Origin of the sequence: Umezawaea sp., assembly GCF_036375055.1 — a bacterium.
Lineage (GTDB): Bacteria > Actinomycetota > Actinomycetes > Mycobacteriales > Pseudonocardiaceae > Umezawaea.
Genome location: NZ_DASUSQ010000099.1, coordinates 1 through 17,107, shown reverse-complemented (window position 1 = coordinate 17,107; position 17,107 = coordinate 1). Strand labels below are relative to the sequence as shown.

Below are 17,107 nucleotides of genomic sequence, written 5' to 3'. Positions count from 1 at the left end.
CCACGAGCCGCTTGTCCGGCGCCCGCGGCGACGTCAACGGCATCGGGTCGAGCGCCAACAACAGCCGCGCCAACTCGGCGGCGGGGCGAACGTCCTTCTCCACCTGCCGCTCAGCGGGCAGATCCCGCCCCGGCTGCTCGTCGGGGTGGAGGAACAGCCCGTGGACGGGCTCGCAGATCTCCAGCGGATCGTCGGCGACCACGGAACCGGCGGCCTCGCCGAGTGAGGTGAACAGCCCCGGAGCCACGTAGTCGATCCTCACCATCGAACGATGGTAGGCGAGGCGCACCGAAATGCGTCAGGCCCGGTCGCGCGAGCGCGACCGGGCCTGACTCGTATCTCACCAGAGCCGCCTATCGGAATCGAACCGATGACCTGTTCATTACGAGTGAACCGCTCTAGCCGACTGAGCTAAGGCGGCGAGACGCGATAACTATAGCCGACTCCAAGACCGTCACCGACAGGGGTCCCCCTCGTTAGGCTTCTCGTGACGCCGCTCACCACGGGTCACGGGCTCTTCACCGTCGAGGAGGACTTCCGACATGCGCAGACGCCGGCTCGCGTTGGCCTTGCCCACCGCCGCAGCGTTGTTGGCGCTGTGCGCGGCACCCGCTCTGGCGCAGCCTCCCGTGACCACGCCGGTGCCCGGTCCGGTGAGTCCGGGGCAGCCGCCGGTGTCCGCTCCGAACGGGCCGCAATCGCTTGCGCACGCGGTGGGTGATGCTGGGACCGGGTTGGCGGTCGTGCGGTTGGCACCGGAGTCGACGCCGACGAACACCATCCTGCCGGGGTTCGGGGACGAGCTGCCGAAGCAGTCCGCGGCGGAGCTGGGTGTCGGGCTGGCGAGCGCGCAGGTGAACACCGAGTCGTACCTGGCGTTCGAGCGGTCGGTCGCGCAGGCGTCGCCGCTCGGGTTCGCCGTGCAGGGGCGGGCGCCGCAGACACCCGGCTCGCTGGCCCAGACGGCGTCGCCGGACAACCCCCAGGGCCTGAGCGGCGGGCTGGCGCTGCCGAAGACGCCGCTGGACACGCTGCTCACCGTGAAGGGCCTCAACGGGAACGTGCACGCGCGCTGGGACGACGCGCTCGGGCCGTGCGTGACACCGCTGAGCGAGGCCAAGACGTCGCTGGCGAGCCTGTCCGTGCTGAACGCGATCCCGACGCTGCCGTCGTCGCCGGACCTGACCGGGATGCTCACGCAGGACACGCCGAAGCTGGACGCCGCCGCGAAGCAGTCGCTGATCGACAGCCTCAAGGGCATGACCGCGCCGCTCAGCCAGCTCGGCGGGCTGCTGTCGGGCACGCCGGACACGGGCGAGAAGGGCTCGCTGCTCAGCCTGCCGGAGACGCTGATGGCGCAGTCGTCGGTGGAACTGGTCGACCTGCCCGGTTCGGCGAACAAGGCCGTGAAGACCACGTCGACGCTCCAGGCGGCGAGCGTGCGGCTGCTCGCGGGCACGCCGATGGAGGTCCGGATCGACGTGGTGAGCCAGCCGACGCTGGTGGCGCTGGCCACGGGCGTCGAGGCGACGTCGGCGATCACGTACACCGCACCGGTGCTGCGGGTGACGCAGGGCGGGAAGGTGCTCGGCACGCTGGACGCGGCCAACCCGAAGCTGGAGATCCCGGTCGGCATCCCGGTGGCGGGCCTGCCCGAACTGCCGAAGCTGCCGATCATCGGCGGGATCCTGCCGAGCGGCGGTGACGTGCCCGCCGAGCTGGAGAAGCTCGACATCGGGGTGCTGCGGTTGCAGATCGCGCAGTTCAACGAGAAGAAGATGGCGTTGAACGGCCCGTTGACGCAGGGCGGTCCGACCATCAAGGGCTTCATGCTCGGCGCCACGGCCCGGCTGCTGGACCTGCAACTGCTGCCGACGGACGCCCTCGGCCTGCCGAACCTGCCGTCCGCGCTGGCGCAGGTGTCGCTGGGCGAGCAGATCGTCCGCGCCGCCGCGCCGGAGGGCGGCGTGGTCTGCGGCAGCACCACGACGGCACCGCCCGCGGGCGCGCAGCCACCACCGCCGCAGGCCCGGCCGACCATCCCGCTGGCCTACACGACCGCCGCCTACAAGACGATCCCGATCTTCTGGCTCGGCACCGCGCTGCTGCTGGCGGGCGTGGTGATCGTGTCCGCGATGCCCAGCCGCCGCCGCGAACCCGCACTGGTCGGCACGACCGGGGCAGCCGCGATCGTGACGACGGCCGAGCCCGAAGACACGACAGCCGAGCCCGAAGCCGAGCCCGAGACCGAAGCAGTGGCCGAGTCCGAAGAGGAAGCGGAACCCGCGCCCGGAGCGGAGTCCGAGAGCGGCGACGAGGCCTGAGGCTGAGCTGGTTGGGAGGCCGCGCCTCCCAACCAGCTCACGTCCTCACAGGCCGATGGCGCGGGAGACCTCGGCCGGCTTCAACACCCGGAGCAGCGCCTCCATGAAGTAGTAGTCGGCGTACGGGAGCGACACCTCGACGCCGTCCTCGGACGGCCGGTTGCGGGTGCCGCGCGCCAGGACGGCCTCGGCGCGCGTGGACTTCTTCGTCAGGCAGTCCCTGGTGAGGCCGTGCAGGATCCGCAGCGCGGAGTCCCGGTACTGCGTGCGGCCGGACGCCTTGGCCAGGTCGAGCAGGCCCGCCGCCATGACCGCGCCCGCCGACGAGTCCTTGATGTCGTTGGGCGCCTGCGGGGCGCGGTAGTCCCACACCGGCACGTGGTCCGGGGTGAGCTGGCCGAGCGCGAAGTCCGCCAGCTTCCGCGCGGTGGCCAGGAACGACGCGTCACCGGTGCGCCGGTGCACGGTGGTGAACCCGTAGATCGCCCACGCCTGCCCGCGCGACCACGCCGACGTCGGGCTGTAGCCCTGCACGGTGTTCGGCCCGATCGGCGCGCCCGTGGCCGGGTTGAAGTCGAAGACGTGCGGCGTGGAGCCGTCCGCGCGGACGAAGTGCCGCTGGGTCGTCTTCGCGTGCGCGACGGCGACGTCGAGGTACTTGCGGTCGCCGGTCTCCTGGGTGGCGAACGCGAGCAGGTCGAGGTTCATCATCGTGTCGATGATCGAACGGCCCTCGTCGCGCGGCGTGCCGAGCGCGCCCCAGGCCCGGATGAACCGGCCCGCGGTGTTGAACCGGCCGATCAGCCCGTCGGCGGCCTTGATCGCGCCGTCGCGCCACTTCACCTCGCCGGTGAGCCGCCACGCGGTGACCCACGACGGGTAGAAGAGGAAGCCCATGTCGTGGTCGCGGGCCACGTCCTTGCGCGGGGACAGCCGCTCGGAGGCGGCGAGCGCGAGCTGCTTGAACCGGTCCTCCTTCGTGTCGAGGTACGCCATCCACAGCGTGCCCGGCCAGAAGCCGCCGACCCAGCCGCCGTCGGCGACGTAGGTCCACTTCTCGGCCCTGGTGATCTCGGGGAACGTCGTGATGGCCGGGCCGGTGACGCGCACCTTCGACACGGCGTAGTCGAGGGCGTCGCGCAACGCCTCCGGACCGGGTACGGGCTCTTGCGCCAACGCGGTTCCTCCCGTCGCGGCGGTCGCTCCGGCCGCCACGGCGGCCGAGGTCAGCAAGGTACGGCGGGACACGGACATGGGCACCATCCATCCGAGAATCGGCGTTGATCACAGGTCGGACCGGGACGCGCGGGAGGACCGGCGGCGCGCGGGAGGGCGACACCCTGGCTGGTGCATACGTCTACCGCCGCCTTCCGAGCGCACCGCGGGCCAACTCGTCACCGGCGGCGGCGAAGTGACGAGACCACACTTGTTCCATCCAGCGGAACGTAGTTCCATGAATGGACCGAGCACATGGTGTCACTGGACAGCGACGAGCGGAAGGCATCACCGCCATGGAAATCCGACACGCGACCCATCCGGAGCAGGTGGCCGCGCTCGACACCGATCAGCTGCGGCAGCGCTTCCTCGTCGAGGACCTGTTCGTCGCGGGCGAGGTGAGGCTCGTCCACTCCCACGAGGACCGCGTCGTGGTCGGTGGCGCCTCTCCCCTGCCCGGAACGCCGCTGGAACTGGAGGCCGTCGACGCGCTGCGGGCCGACACGTTCCTGGCGCGGCGGGAGCTGGCGGTGGTCGTGGTCCGCGGGTCGGGCAGCGTGACCGTGGACGACGCCGAGCACAAGGTCGACGCCCGCGACTGCGTGTACGTCGGCAGGGGCGCGACCGTGGTGCGCTTCCAGGCCGCCGTGGAGCACACGCGCTTCTACCTGTTCTCCACGCCGTCGCACGCCGAGCACCCGACGGCGGTCGCGCGGTACGACGACGTGGACGCGCTGCGGCTCGGCGACCCGGCGACGTCGAACGTCCGCGAGATCCGCAAGTTCGTGCACGCGGACGGGATCCGGTCGAGCCAGCTCGTGCTGGGCATGACGACGCTGGCGCCCGGCAGCGTGTGGAACACGATGCCGCCGCACACCCACGACCGGCGCACGGAGGCCTACCTCTACTTCGACCTCCCGGACGAGCACCGGGTGGTGCACCTGATGGGCGAGCCGCACGCGACCCGGAACCTGGTGGTGCGCAACGAGGAGGTGGTGATCTCGCCGAGCTGGTCCGTCCACAGCGGAGCCGGAACGCACGCCTACTCGTTCGTCTGGGCCATGGGCGGCGAGAACCAGGCCTACGACGACGTGGAACCCGTCGCGGTGACCGACCTCCGCTGAGGAGCCCTCGTGGACCTCTTCTCCCTGCGCGGGCGGACCGCACTGGTGACCGGCGCCCGCTCCGGGATCGGTCGCGCCATCGCGCTCGGGCTGGCCGACGCGGGCGCGGACCTGGTGCTGCTGGGGCGGACCGCCGACTTCGGCGCCGTGCCGGACGCCGTGGTGGACACCGTCGTCGTGGACCTGGCCGACCCGGAGGCGGTCGAGGCCGCGCTGGCCCCGGTGCTCGCCGAGCGGCGGATCGACGTGCTGGTCAACAACGCGGGCACGATCCACCGCGAACCCGCGGCGGACGTGTCGCTGGCCGACTGGCGGCGGGTCCTGTCGGTCAACCTGGACTCGGTGTTCGAGCTGAGCCGGGTGGTCGGCGGCCGGATGCTCGACGGGGCGGGCGGGAAGATCGTGAACGTCGCGTCGCTGCTCAGCTTCCAGGGCGGGGTCACGGTGGCGGCGTACGCGGCGAGCAAGCACGCGGTCGCGGGGCTGACCAAGGCGCTGGCCAACGAGTGGGCACCGCACAATGTGCAGGTGAACGCGATCGCTCCCGGATACATCGCCACCGACAACACCGCGGACCTGCGCGCCGATCCGGGTCGCGAACCCGCGATCCGCGACCGGATACCGGCCGGGCGGTGGGGCACGCCGGAGGACGTGGTCGGTGCGGCGGTGTTCCTCAGCTCGCGGGCGTCGGACTACGTGAACGGGCACGTGCTGGTGGTCGACGGCGGGTGGCTGGGCCGGTGACCGACACCGCGGTGGAGAAGACGTTGGCCGTGCTGGAGGCGTTGGCCGACCACTCGCGGATCACGGACATCGCACGGGTCACCGGGCTGCCGAAGTCGACCGTGCACCGGCTGCTGCAAGCGATGGTGGACCGGGGTTTCGCCGCGGTCCGGTCCGACGGCGGCTACCTCGCGGGGCCGAAGGTGCTGGTGATGGCCGGGAAGGTGCTCCGGCCGGTGGACACCGTGGAACGGGCGCGCCCCGCCCTGCGGGCCCTCCGCGAGGAGTCGCTGTGCACCGTCCACATGGCGATGCTGGTCGGCGACGAACTGGTCTACGTGGACAAGGTGGAGGCGGACAAGCCGTACCGGATGCCGTCGCGGCTGGGCATGAGCCTGTCCGTGCACTGCTCGGCCATCGGCAAGGCCGTGCTGGGGTCGATGGCGCCCGCGGAGTTCGACGCGCTGGTCGCCCGCGTCACGCTCACCGGCCGCACCCCGCGCACGATCACCACCGAGGACCGGCTGCGGGCCGAGGTCACGCGGGCGCGCCGCGTCGGCTACGGCTTCGACGACGAGGAGAACGAGATCGGCATCCGGTGCGTCGGCGCCGCGATCCGCGACCACACCGGTGCCGTGGTCGGCGGGATCTCGGCGTCCACGCTGGCCATGGAGCACACGATGGAGCAGTTGGCGGCGCTGGGCCCGCGGGTCCTGCGCGCCGCCGACGAGGTGTCCACCGCGCTGGGGTACGTCGAGCGCTAGCCGTGGTGCAGGGCCGTGACCAGGGCGTCGATCGCGATCCTCGGCTTCACGTTCATCTCCAGCGCGTCCCGGCACGCGAGGACCGCCTCCAGCCTGCGCAGCGTGGACTCCGGGGTCCACGCCTCCGCGGCCGTGCGGGCCTCCGCCGCGCGGTCGGGGTGGTTCAGCCTGGCCTGAGAACCGGTGGCGGTGACCAGGACGTCGCGGTAGAAGCCCGCCAGGTCGACCAGCGCGGTGTCGTAGGAGTCGCGCTGGGTCCTGGTGGCGCGGGACTTCTGCCGCTTCTCCAGGTCCTTCATCGCGCCCTTGGCCCCTCGGGTGGCGGCCGCGGTGCCCTTGCCGGTGCCGCCCGCGCCCATCGCGGTCTCCAACGCCGACCGCTCGTCCTCGTTGCGGGCCTCGTTGGCGGTGGTGGCGTCGGCCTCGGCGGCGGCGACCAGCTGGTCGGCGCAGGTGAACACGTCCTGCGCCCTGCGGACCGCCAGCGGGATGCGCAGCACCGACTCGCGGCGCTTGCGGACCTGTTCGTCCGTGGCCAGCCTGCGCGCGCGGCCGACGTGACCGGCGCAGACCGACGCGGCCCACCGCGCGACCTCGGCGGAGACGCCGTCGCGGTGCTCCAGCACGTCCGCGATGGCGTCGGGCCTCGGCGTTCCGAGCGGGATGATCCGGCACCGCGAGCGGATCGTCACGGAGACGTCCTCGGGGTGGTCGGAGGGGGCGCACAGCAGGAACACGGTGCGGTCCGGCGGTTCCTCCACGGCCTTGAGCAGGGCGTTGGCCGCGCCCTCGGTCAGCCGGTCCGCGTCCTCGATGATCACGACCTGCCAGCGGCCACCGGTGGGGCGCCGGGCGGCGGACTGGACCAGCGCGCGCATCTCCGCGACGGAGATCGACAGGCCCTCCGGGGCCACGAACCGGACGTCCGCGTGGGTCTCGGCGACCGTGGTGTGGCAGCCGGGGCAGTCGCCGCAGCCGGGGCGGTCGTCGACCGTCGTGCACTGGAGGGCCGCGGCGAACGCCTTGGCGGTGACCGAACGGCCGGAGCCGGGCGGGCCGGTGAACAGCCAGGCGTGGGTCATCGTGCCGGGTGCCGGGGTGCCGCCCGCGACGATCGTCGCCGCCGCTTCGGCGGCGGCGGACAGGACTTCCACGGCGGCGGGCTGGCCGACGACGTCGGCCCACACGCTCGTGTTCATGTGGTCTCCACAACGGGCTGGGCCTCGGGGACGCGGCGTTCCGCGAACAGCGGGAGCACCGCGGTGCGCACGCGCTCGGAGACCTCGTCCTCGGTGCCGTCCGCGTCCACCACGACGTAGCGGTCCGGGTCGGCGGAGGCCATCTCGGTGAGGAGGCGCTGCACGCGCCAATGGTGCTCGATGTTGTCGATGGCCCGCCGACCGGGCTTGCCGAAGACGGTCTCGTTCAGCGCGTCGGCGGGCATCGTGACCGGTGAGCGGTCCAGGAGGATGGTGACGTCCGGGCGGAGGCGGCCGGTGGCCCAGTCGACCAGGCCCTCCACCTCGGCGGGCTGGATGCTGCCGACCGCGCTGAAGTGCGCGAGCGGGCTGTCCACGTACCGCTCCATGACGACCAGGGCCCCGTTGTCCAGCGCGGGCCGCACCTCGCGCTCGACCACGTCCGCGCGGACGGCCGCCGCGACCAGCGCGTGCGCCCGGACCCCCGCCAGGTCGACCGTGGACAGCATGCTGCGGAGGCGGTGCTCGTCCAGGTCGGGGTCGCTGGCCAGGAGGACGGCGTGGCCGGCGGCGCGCAGCGCTTCGGCCAGTCGGCGGGCCTGGACGCTGGTGTCCTGCCGGGTGTCGCCCTCGACCGTGATGAGCACGCCCGCGGACGCCTTCGACTTGCCCCTGATCGCGTCGAACAGCTCCGAGAAGATCGGCTCCATGCGCCGGTTGTCCATCTGGCGGTAGGCGATGAGGCCCACCACGGCGGCCAGCACGCCCGCGCCGAACATGACCGGACGGGTGCCGTCGACGTTCATGGGGTGGTTGAAGAGGGTGATGGTGCGGGGCTTCAGCACGGTCACCAGCAGCGGGGTCACCACCGTCGACAGACCCAGGATGATCTTCATCAGGGACTGGACGAGCGCGACCATGCGGCCGCGCATCGAGTCCTCGACCTGGGAGCCGATGATCGTGAGGCCGGTGAGGAACGCGATGCCCGCGCACCCGCCGACCATGGCCACGGCGATGAGCGCGATCCACAGGTGCGGCGCCAGCGCGACGATCACCAGGCTCAGGCCCGCGCAGACGATCGTGAGGCCGAACAGGCGGTTGTAGGTGAGGCGGCGGGCGAAGCGGGGGGCCAGGGCCATGCCGCTGGCCAGCCCGATGAACACCGCGATGAACAGCAGGGCGAACGCGCTGTCGCCGCCGAGCAGGCTCAGGGCGTACAGCTTCGCGCAGCCGATCACGGCGCCCGCCGCGGCGAAAGCGCCGATCATGCCGATGACCAGGCCGCGGACGAGCGGGGTGCGCCAGGCGTAGCGGAGGCCGTCGCGCATCATCGCCGCGAAGCCGACCTCGTCCTCGGCGTCCTCCCTCTTCTTCGCCGACGTCGCCCGCCCGGACAGCTCCGGGATGCGCGTGGCGACGAGGACCGCCGAGGTGATGTAGAGCAGGCCGTTGACGACCACCGCGATGATGGCCACCCGGAACACGACGTCGTCGCTGGTCAGGTGCAGGTAGCCGGGGATGCCGGAGATGATCGCGTAGAGGCCGAAGCCGCTGATCGTGGAGATGCCGTAGGTCATCACCAGGCCGAGCTGGTTGGCCGACTCCACCTGGTCCGGCCTGCGCAGCAGGTTCGGGACGGCGGACTCCTTGGCCGGGATCCACAGCATCGCGCAGCAGCCGACGAGGAAGTTGGCGATGAACAGCCACCACGCCGCGCCGACGAACGCGATGGACAGGAACAGCGCACCGCGGGCCAGGTCGCACGCCACCATGACCTTGCGGCGGTCGAACCGGTCCGCCAGCACCCCGCCGAGCGGCGCGAACAGGATGCCGGGCAGCAGCTGGGTGAGCACGACCGCGCTGAGCGCGAAGCCCTCCCAGCCGTAGCCCTCGGCCAGTTTCGTCACCAGACCGGTGAGGGCGAGCAGTGACAGCCAGTCACCAACGCTGCACAGGTAGGTGACGCCCCACAGCCGCCGGAACGGCCTGATCGCCAGCACGCTCCGCAACCGGTGGGTTGCCGAAGCCGCGCCGGTCGCGCCCGGATTGAGCTGACCTGCGTCGTCGCTGTCCTGGATGTCGTCCACCCCCTGTAGCCACCCACCGATCAGCCTAACCGCGGCCGACCCGGTCAGTGCGCACAGTCAGCGGATTGCGTCCAACAACGCTTCGACGACCTGCCGGATGACGTTGAAGAACACCGATCCGATGATCAGCAGTGCCACCAGGCAACCACCGAACGCGGAACCCCGCGACCTGGGCCGTTCCCCCTGGGCCTGCTGGGGCTGGGGCGGCGCCTGGGGATGGGCCTGCGGCGTCGGGGCGACCGGTGCCCGGTACTGCACGCGGTGGGCGCCGACCTGCGTCTGGGGCTGCGGCTGACGGGTGCGCACCGGCCGGGCCCGCTGCTCGTGCAGCATCGCCGTCCGGATCGCCTCGCGGGCCAGCTCCGGGTCGGGCGCGACCGGCGAGTAGGCAGGCTGCACCGGCGGCGCGACCCGCTTCGGCCGGTAGGGGGTCTCCCCCGTGACCAGGCCCGCCAGCGCGTCCGGGTACGCGCGGGGTGGTGGCGGGTCCTGAGTCCCGTCGGGTCCGAACTCTCCTGGTCCAGGCACCGCCACCCCCTACGTCATCAGCTCTTCGTCTTGGCGGGCGCCTTCTTGCGCGGAGCCGCCGGCTTCTTCGCCGCGGGCTTCTTCTTGGTGACCGGCCCCTTGGCGCGCTTCTCGGCCAGCAGCTCGGACGCGCGCTCGTCGGTGAGGCCCTCGACGGTGTCGCTCTTGCGCAGCGACCCGTTGGTCTCGCCGTCGGTCACGTACGGGCCGAACCGGCCGTCCTTGACCACCATCGGCTTGCCGGACACGGGGTCGTTGCCCAGCTCCTTGAGCGGCGGGGCGCTGGTGGCCGACCTGCCCCGCTTCTTCGGCTCGGAGTAGATCTTCAGCGCCTCGTCGAGCGTGACCGTGAACAGCTGGTCCTCGCTGGTGAGCGAGCGCGAGTCCGTGCCCTTCTTCAGGTACGGCCCGTAGCGCCCGTTCTGCGCGGTGATCTCGGCCCCGGTCTCCGGGTCCTTGCCGACGACCCTCGGGAGCGACAGGAGCTTGAGCGCGTCCTCCAGCGTCACCGTGTCCAGGGACATGTCCTTGAACAGCGAGCCGGTGCGCGGCTTCGCCTGCTTCTTGGCGTCCGCCGCCTTCTTCGCGGTGGTCTTCTCCTCCGCGACCTCCGGCAGCACCTCGGTCACGTACGGGCCGAAGCGGCCCTCCTTCGCCAGGATCTCGTGGCCGGTCACCGGGTCGACACCCAGCGAACGCCCCTCCTGCGGCGTGGAGAACAGCTTCTCCGCGATCTCCAGGTTCAACTCGTCCGGCGGCATGTCCTCGGGCAGGTTCGCCCGCTGCGCGGTCGGCTCGCCGTTGTCGCCGACGACCTCCCGCTCCAGGTACGGGCCGTAGCGGCCGACCCGGACCACGACGGGACGCCCCTCGGCGTCGTCGAACAGCACGATCGAGTTCACCAGGCGGGCGTCGATCTCCTCGACGCTCGACCCGACGAGCTTCTTCAGCCCGCCGGAACGGCCGATGGAGCTCTCCGGGCCGACGCTGCCGCCGAAGTAGAAGCCGGACAGCCACGTCGTGCGCTGCTGGCGACCGGCGGCGATGCCGTCCAGCTCGTCCTCCAGCGCGGCGGTGAAGTCGTAGTCCACCAGGCGGCCGAAGTGCTGCTCCAGCAGCCCGACCACCGCGAAGGCCACCCACGAGGGCACCAGCGCGGAGCCCTTCTTCCACACGTAGCCGCGGTCCTGGACGGTGCTGATGATCGACGCGTACGTCGACGGGCGACCGATCCCCAGCTCTTCCATCGTCTTGATGAGGCTGGCCTCGGTGAAGCGCGAGGGCGGGCTGGTCGAGTGGCCGTCGGCGGTGAGGTCCGCCGCCGTGACGGACTGGCCCTTGACCAGCTGCGGCAGCCGCGACTCGGCGTCGTCCGACTCGCCGCCGGCCTCGGCGTCGACCGTCTCCACGTAGGCCTTGAGGAACCCGGCGAACGTGATCGTGCGACCCGAGGCGGAGAACGTGCACTCCTCGCCCGTGGTCGCGTTGCCGACGATCCGGACCGACGTCGTGTTGCCGCGCGCGTCGTTCATCTGGGACGCGATCGTGCGCTGCCAGATCATCTCGTAGAGCTTGAACTCGTCCGAGTCCAGCTCGCGGGCGACCTCGCCGGGGGTGCGGAAGACCTCGCCCGCGGGGCGGATCGCCTCGTGCGCCTCCTGCGCGTTCTTGACCTTGCGGGTGTACTGCCTCGGCTGGGCCGCGACGTACTCCGCGCCGTAGAGCTGGGTCGCCTGCGTGCGGGCCGCCGTGATGGCCGTCTCCGACAGCGTCGTGCTGTCGGTGCGCATGTAGGTGATGTAGCCGTTCTCGTACAGCTTCTGGGCCGTGCGCATCGTGCGGTCCGCGGTGAAGCGGAGCTTGCGGCCCGCCTCCTGCTGGATCGTCGACGTCATGAACGGCGCGTACGGCTTCCGCGTGTACGGCTTCTCCTCGACGCTCGCCACGGTCAGCGGCACGTCGGCCAGACCGGCGGCCAACGCCCGCGCCTCGGCCTCGTTGAGCAGCCGCACCTCGGACCCGGCCTTGAGCTTGCCGTCCGACCCGAAGTCGCGGCCCAGCGCCAGCCGGGCACCGTCGACGGCGACCATGCGCGCGCCGAAGTTGCGCGGCGTCGCCTCGGCGCCGGCGTCCATCGTGGCCGAGATGTCCCAGTAGGAGGAGGAGACGAACTTCATCCGCTCCCGCTCGCGCTCCACCACGATCCGGGTCGCGACCGACTGCACGCGGCCCGCCGAGAGCTTCGGCATGACCTTCTTCCACAGCACGGGGCTGACCTCGTAGCCGTAGAGGCGGTCGAGGATGCGGCGGGTCTCCTGCGCGTCGACCAGGTCCTGGTCGAGGTCGCGCGGGTTCGCGGCGGCCGCGAGGATCGCGGTCTCGGTGATCTCGTGGAACACCATCCGGCGGACCGGGATCTTCGGCTTCAACGTGTCGAGCAGGTGCCACGCGATGGCTTCGCCCTCGCGGTCGCCGTCTGTCGCGAGGTAGAGCTCGTCGACGCCCTTGAGCAGCTCCTTCAGCTCGGCGACGGTCGACTTCTTGTCCGGCGTGACGACGTACAGCGGCTCGAAGTCGTGGTCGACGTCGACACCGAGGCGAGCCCACGGCTGCCCCTTGTACTTCGCGGGCACGTCGGCCGCGCCACGCGGGAGGTCGCGGATGTGCCCCTTGGACGACTCCACGACGAAGTTGCTGCCGAGGTACGACGCGATCTTCCGCGCCTTGGCGGGCGACTCGACGATCACCAATCGGCGATTGCCGTCACCCGTAGCCCCGGAGCCGTTTTTCGTCCGTGTCGATCCAGCCACGCTGTCCCGCTCTCTTCCAACCCTGTGCTTCGACCCGCCAGTGTGCACTGTCGACCAGCCCCGCTGGGCAGGCCTGGTGCGGACAGGGTGACACAAGCGCCCTCTATCGCCCGTTGGGAGGACCCGGCGAGGCGGCCGGCCAGTCGACTTCCGCTACGCCTCCCGGCGGTTCCCCGACCAGTTCCGCGAGCCTCGCGAGCCTGCGCCTGCCGATCACCCTCAGGACCGGCCCACCACTCGGTCCGGTGACGAGCGTGGCGGGCAATCCGGAGCTGATCAAGGCCGCGAGCAGCGGTTCGTGCGTCTCCGGGGCATCGGGGTCGAGCCCGAGCGCGTACGCCGAATCGACCCAGCCACCGGACGCCAGCGCCCACAACCTGAGCACCGCCCCGTCCAGCTCGAACTCCGAGGGCACCGATTTGGCCGCACCCCCGCGGAGCCATTCAGCGGCCAAACGGGTGAGATCCGTGCGAAACGCCGTCCGGACCAACGCGCCGCACTCCTCGACGGGTGTTATCCCTGCCACGACACCCCGCCGCGCGCACTCCGAGGCCAGTGCCGTCGCCCGCCCCCGGTCCGCCACGACGACCGACACGCGGGCCGCCGTACCCCGTCCGAAGCCCATCGCCTGGCCGGGCCCGCACAGCAGGCCCGCCAGGTCCCCAACCCCCGGTTGGCGCGCCTCGGCGGAGTAGAAGGACAGTTGCCCCACGCACGGAGCGTAGAACACCTGTTCGACCCCTGTCAGCTGCCGAACGCCGCGTGGACGTTCCCGTCCACGCGGCGCAGGCGGTGGATCAGGTGGTCGGCGGCGTGGACGCGCTGCCCGCCGCGCCCTCGATGGCCTTGCAGTTCGGCGCCTTCTTCTCGGCGTCGGCCAGGTTCGAGCGGACGAGCACGCCGTCGAAGTCCTCGCCGACCTTCGCCACGGCCTGCATGTCGGTCGCGACCTGCGTGAACGCCGCGGCGATCGACGCCGGGTCCTGCGGGTTCGCGGCCTCGACGCCGGTCTTGGCCTTGTCGAGGGCGGTCTTGAGCTGCCCGAAGATGTCCGCGGCGCTGGTGGCCAGCTTCTCGGAGTCCGGGTGCGGACCCTTCTTCAGGTCGTTGAGCTTCGTGATGGCGCCGTCGACGGCCGTGGAGCCGTCGCCCAGCCACGTGGCGAACTGGGTCTGCATCTTCGCCGGGTCCGTCGTGTCCAGCTCGGGCTCGGTGGACAGCGTCTTGATGACGTCGAGGCTCGCGCCGCAGACCTTGTCGATCCACTGGACGGTCTCGTCGCCACCCGCGGCGGCGGCCGAGGAGGAGGTGGTGGTGCCGGTCGAACCGCTACCGGTGCCGGAGGCGGTGCCCGCGGTCTGGTTGCCGCACGCGGTCATGGTCAGGGCCGCGGCGGCGAACACGCCGACCACAGCGAGGCGGTGCCTCATGGAGAACTCCCGGTTGCAATCGAGTCGAGCTTGAGAGGGGCGAACCTACCGTTCCGATGGGCCACTCGGATGTGCTTTTGCGCCGTTCGGCGCCCCGTTCCCCAATCGAGACCGACGCTCAGGACGTGGTCGTGGGGGCAACGCCGCTGGTGGGAGCCTCGGAGGCGCTGGTGGCCGGCTGGCGGATCGACTGGCACTTCGGCGCCTTCTCCGCGGCCTCCAGCAGCTCCGGGCTGGTCTGGAGGTCCTTGAGGGGCTCCGCGAACTCGGTGAGCTTCGCGATGGCCTCGCCCGCCGCCTGGAGGCCGCCGCTCGGGTCCGCCGCGTCGGCCTGCTCGACCTGCGCCTTCGCGTCGGTGAACACCTTCGCGACCTCGTCGAACGTGTCGGCCATCCGCTTCACCTGCTCGTCGCCCCCCGCGACCGGCGACGGCCCCACCGCCCGCAGGTCGGTCGCCGACGTGCCGAACGCGGCGGCGAGCTGGCCCATGTAGGCGCTCATGTCGGCCTTGAGCTTGGCGGGGTCGGTCGCGTCGAGCTTGGGCGGCGACTGGGCGGCGCTCGCGAACCCGGAGGCGGCCGAGCAGACCTCGTCCATGTACGCCACGGCCGGGTCGGCCGTCGGCGCGGACGGAGAAGGGCTGGTCGAGCCGCCACCGCCCGACGTGCACCCGGCGGCGAGCGCGGCGGCGGCCAGCAGCGCGGCGAGGCTGAGCCTCATGTCCATCTCCCTGGATCGGGTCGTGGTTCCCCGTCCAGTGTGAACCGAAAAGGGCGCGTCCGGGTCGGTGAGGACCCGAACGCGCCCTTTTCGGTGGTGGAGCGCGGTGCGACTAGGCGGCGCCGTTGGCGACCGTCTCCGCCGGGCTGTCGGCGATGGCGGTGCCGCGGCGCTTGGACACCACGACGGCCCCGACGATGATCGCCACGGCGACGAACGCGATCGACAGGCGGATGCCCGTGGACGCGTCGGCGCCGATGGAGAACGTGATGATGGCGGGCGCGATCAGCACCGACACCAGGTTCATCACCTTGATCAGCGGGTTGATGGCCGGGCCCGCGGTGTCCTTGAACGGGTCGCCGACGGTGTCGCCGATGACCGTCGCGGCGTGGGCGTCGGAGCCCTTGCCACCGTGGTTGCCGTCCTCGACCAGCTTCTTCGCGTTGTCCCACGCGCCACCGGAGTTGGCCAGGAACACCGCCATCAGCGTGCCGGTCGCGATGGCACCGGCCAGGTAGCCCGCCAGCGGGCCGACGCCGAGGCCGAAGCCCACCGCCACCGGGGCCAGCACGGCCAGCAGGCCGGGGGTGGCCAGCTCGCGCAGCGAGTCCCTGGTGCAGATGTCGACGACCTTGCCGTACTCCGGCTTCACCGAGTGGTCCATGATGCCGGGGTTCTCGCGGAACTGGCGGCGCACCTCGAACACGATGGCGCCCGCGGCCCTCGTCACGGCGTTGACCGCGAGACCGGAGAACATGAACACCACGGCGGAGCCGATGATCAGTCCGACCAGGACGTTCGGCGTGAACGCGACGTAGTCGGCGTTGTCGAACGTCGAGCCGACCTTGGCCAGCGACTGCGTGATGGCGTCCTTGTAGGAGCCGAACAGCGCCGTCGCCGCCAGCACGGCCGTGGCGATGGCGATGCCCTTGGTGATGGCCTTGGTGGTGTTGCCCACCGCGTCCAGCTCGGTGAGGATCTGCGCGGCCTCGCCGTCGACGTCGCCCGACATCTCGGCGATGCCCTGCGCGTTGTCGCTGACCGGGCCGAACGTGTCCATGGCGACGATGACGCCGACCGTGGTGAGCAGACCGCAACCGGCCAGCGCCACCGCGAACAGCGCCACGATGACCGAGCCGGACAGCAGGAACGCGCCGTACACGGCCGCGCCGATCACCAGCGCGGTGTAGACCGCCGACTCGAAGCCGACCGAGATGCCGGACAGGATCACCGTCGCGGCGCCGGTCAGCGACGTGCGGCCGACCTCCTTGACGGGCTTGTGCTCGGTACCGGTGTAGTAGCCGGTCAGCCAGAGGATGACGCCCGCGAGCACGATGCCGATGATCACCGCGATGGCCGCGATCAGCGCCGGGTTGCCGCTGGTGCCCTGGATCTCCTCGGACACGCCGTCCAGGCTCGCGAACGAGCTGGGCAGGTAGACGAACGCCGCCACGGTGCACAGCACCGCGGAGATCACCGCGGAGATGTAGAACGCGCGGTTGATCGCCGACAGGCCGTTCTCGCCCGGCCGCGCCTTGGTGGTGTACACGCCGATGACGGCGGTGATGACACCGATCGCGGGGACGATCAACGGGAACAGCAGGCCCTGCGCGCCGAACGCGGCGGTGCCGAGGATCAGCGACGCGACCAGCATCACGGCGTAGGACTCGAAGAGGTCCGCGGCCATGCCCGCGCAGTCGCCCACGTTGTCGCCGACGTTGTCGGCGATCGTCGCGGCGTTGCGCGGGTCGTCCTCGGGGATCCCCTGCTCGACCTTGCCCACCAGGTCGGCGCCGACGTCGGCCGCCTTCGTGAAGATGCCGCCGCCTACCCGCATGAACATCGCGAGCAGCGCGCCGCCGAAGCCGAACCCGACCAGGACGCTCGTGGCGTCCTCCTTGTAGATCAGCAGGATCACGGTCGCGCCGAGCAGCCCGAGCCCGACCGTGAACATGCCGGCCACACCGCCGGTGCGGAACGCGATGCGCAGCGCCCGCTTGAGGCCCGACTCCTGCGCCGCCGCGGCGACGCGGACGTTGCCGCGCACCGCGAGGCCCATGCCGATGAAGCCGGTCAGGCCCGACATCGCACAGCCCACGAGGAACGCGATCGTGCGCCACGTCCCCGACTGCGCCGCCGACAGCGCCTCGGTGCCATCCGGTCGCAGGACCGCGGTCGACGT

The 17,107-nt window shown here is 71.5% G+C and carries 14 protein-coding genes and 1 tRNA gene; 4 read left to right on the top strand and 11 right to left on the bottom strand.

Going from position 1 to position 17,107, the window contains the following annotated elements; genetic code table 11:
* Together VFZ92_RS26500 and VFZ92_RS26495 are read right to left on the bottom strand one after the other, a co-directional pair.
* Positions 1-265, bottom strand: a 265-nt coding sequence (locus tag VFZ92_RS26500; protein WP_330878750.1) for a hypothetical protein, incomplete at its 3' end; no start/stop codon positions are given.
* Between the two features lie 82 nt (positions 266-347).
* Positions 348-421, bottom strand: a tRNA-Thr gene (locus VFZ92_RS26495).
* A gap of 322 nt (positions 422-743) precedes the next feature.
* Between VFZ92_RS26495 and VFZ92_RS26490 the strand changes: the two genes are divergently transcribed.
* Complete coding sequence (locus tag VFZ92_RS26490) at positions 744-2,324, top strand: hypothetical protein (protein WP_330878749.1); 1,581 nt, start codon at positions 744-746, stop codon at positions 2,322-2,324.
* Positions 2,325-2,369: 45 nt separating this feature from the next.
* Here VFZ92_RS26490 and VFZ92_RS26485 read toward each other — a convergent pair whose 3' ends face one another.
* Positions 2,370-3,500, bottom strand: a complete 1,131-nt coding sequence (locus VFZ92_RS26485; RefSeq protein WP_330878748.1) for a glucuronyl hydrolase — start codon at positions 3,498-3,500, stop codon at positions 2,370-2,372.
* A 335-nt stretch (positions 3,501-3,835) separates the two neighbouring features.
* Here VFZ92_RS26485 and kduI point away from each other — a divergent pair, with 335 nt between their 5' ends.
* Genes kduI through VFZ92_RS26470 form a run of 3 tightly spaced genes read left to right on the top strand, consistent with a single transcriptional unit; the run spans position 3,836 to position 6,150 of the window.
* On the top strand, positions 3,836-4,663 hold the full coding sequence (gene kduI / locus VFZ92_RS26480; RefSeq protein WP_330878747.1) for a 5-dehydro-4-deoxy-D-glucuronate isomerase: 828 nt from the start codon (positions 3,836-3,838) through the stop codon (positions 4,661-4,663).
* A 9-nt stretch (positions 4,664-4,672) separates the two neighbouring features.
* Positions 4,673-5,407, top strand: a complete 735-nt coding sequence (locus VFZ92_RS26475; protein WP_330878746.1) for an SDR family oxidoreductase — start codon at positions 4,673-4,675, stop codon at positions 5,405-5,407.
* On the top strand, positions 5,404-6,150 hold the full coding sequence (locus VFZ92_RS26470; RefSeq protein WP_330878745.1) for an IclR family transcriptional regulator: 747 nt from the start codon (positions 5,404-5,406) through the stop codon (positions 6,148-6,150). The genes VFZ92_RS26475 and VFZ92_RS26470 overlap by 4 nt, the downstream gene beginning before the upstream one ends.
* Here VFZ92_RS26470 and VFZ92_RS26465 read toward each other — a convergent pair.
* The 8 genes from VFZ92_RS26465 to VFZ92_RS26430 all read right to left on the bottom strand — a co-directional run.
* Positions 6,147-7,349, bottom strand: a complete 1,203-nt coding sequence (locus VFZ92_RS26465; protein WP_330878744.1) for a DNA polymerase III subunit delta' — start codon at positions 7,347-7,349, stop codon at positions 6,147-6,149. The genes VFZ92_RS26470 and VFZ92_RS26465 overlap by 4 nt on opposite strands.
* Complete coding sequence (locus VFZ92_RS26460) at positions 7,346-9,436, bottom strand: dTMP kinase (RefSeq protein WP_330878743.1); 2,091 nt, start codon at positions 9,434-9,436, stop codon at positions 7,346-7,348. The genes VFZ92_RS26465 and VFZ92_RS26460 overlap by 4 nt, the downstream gene beginning before the upstream one ends.
* Before the next feature lie 57 nt (positions 9,437-9,493).
* Positions 9,494-9,964: a hypothetical protein gene (locus VFZ92_RS26455; protein WP_330878742.1), complete on the bottom strand. Its 471-nt coding sequence runs from the start codon at positions 9,962-9,964 to the stop codon at positions 9,494-9,496.
* Positions 9,965-9,981: 17 nt separating this feature from the next.
* Complete coding sequence (gene topA, locus VFZ92_RS26450; RefSeq protein WP_330878741.1) at positions 9,982-12,774, bottom strand: type I DNA topoisomerase; 2,793 nt, start codon at positions 12,772-12,774, stop codon at positions 9,982-9,984.
* Positions 12,775-12,877: 103 nt separating this feature from the next.
* A complete protein-coding gene (locus VFZ92_RS26445; RefSeq protein ID WP_330878740.1) occupies positions 12,878-13,486 on the bottom strand; it encodes a hypothetical protein in 609 nt (202 codons plus the stop codon).
* A gap of 85 nt (positions 13,487-13,571) precedes the next feature.
* The gene (locus tag VFZ92_RS26440) at positions 13,572-14,204 is read right to left on the bottom strand and encodes a hypothetical protein (RefSeq protein ID WP_330878739.1); all 633 of its coding nucleotides are present in this window, start codon (positions 14,202-14,204) and stop codon (positions 13,572-13,574) included.
* A 118-nt stretch (positions 14,205-14,322) separates the two neighbouring features.
* Positions 14,323-14,925, bottom strand: a complete 603-nt coding sequence (locus VFZ92_RS26435; RefSeq protein ID WP_330878738.1) for a hypothetical protein — start codon at positions 14,923-14,925, stop codon at positions 14,323-14,325.
* Between the two features lie 112 nt (positions 14,926-15,037).
* The coding region (locus tag VFZ92_RS26430; RefSeq protein WP_330878737.1) for a sodium-translocating pyrophosphatase at positions 15,038-17,107 on the bottom strand (2,070 nt) is incomplete at its 5' end.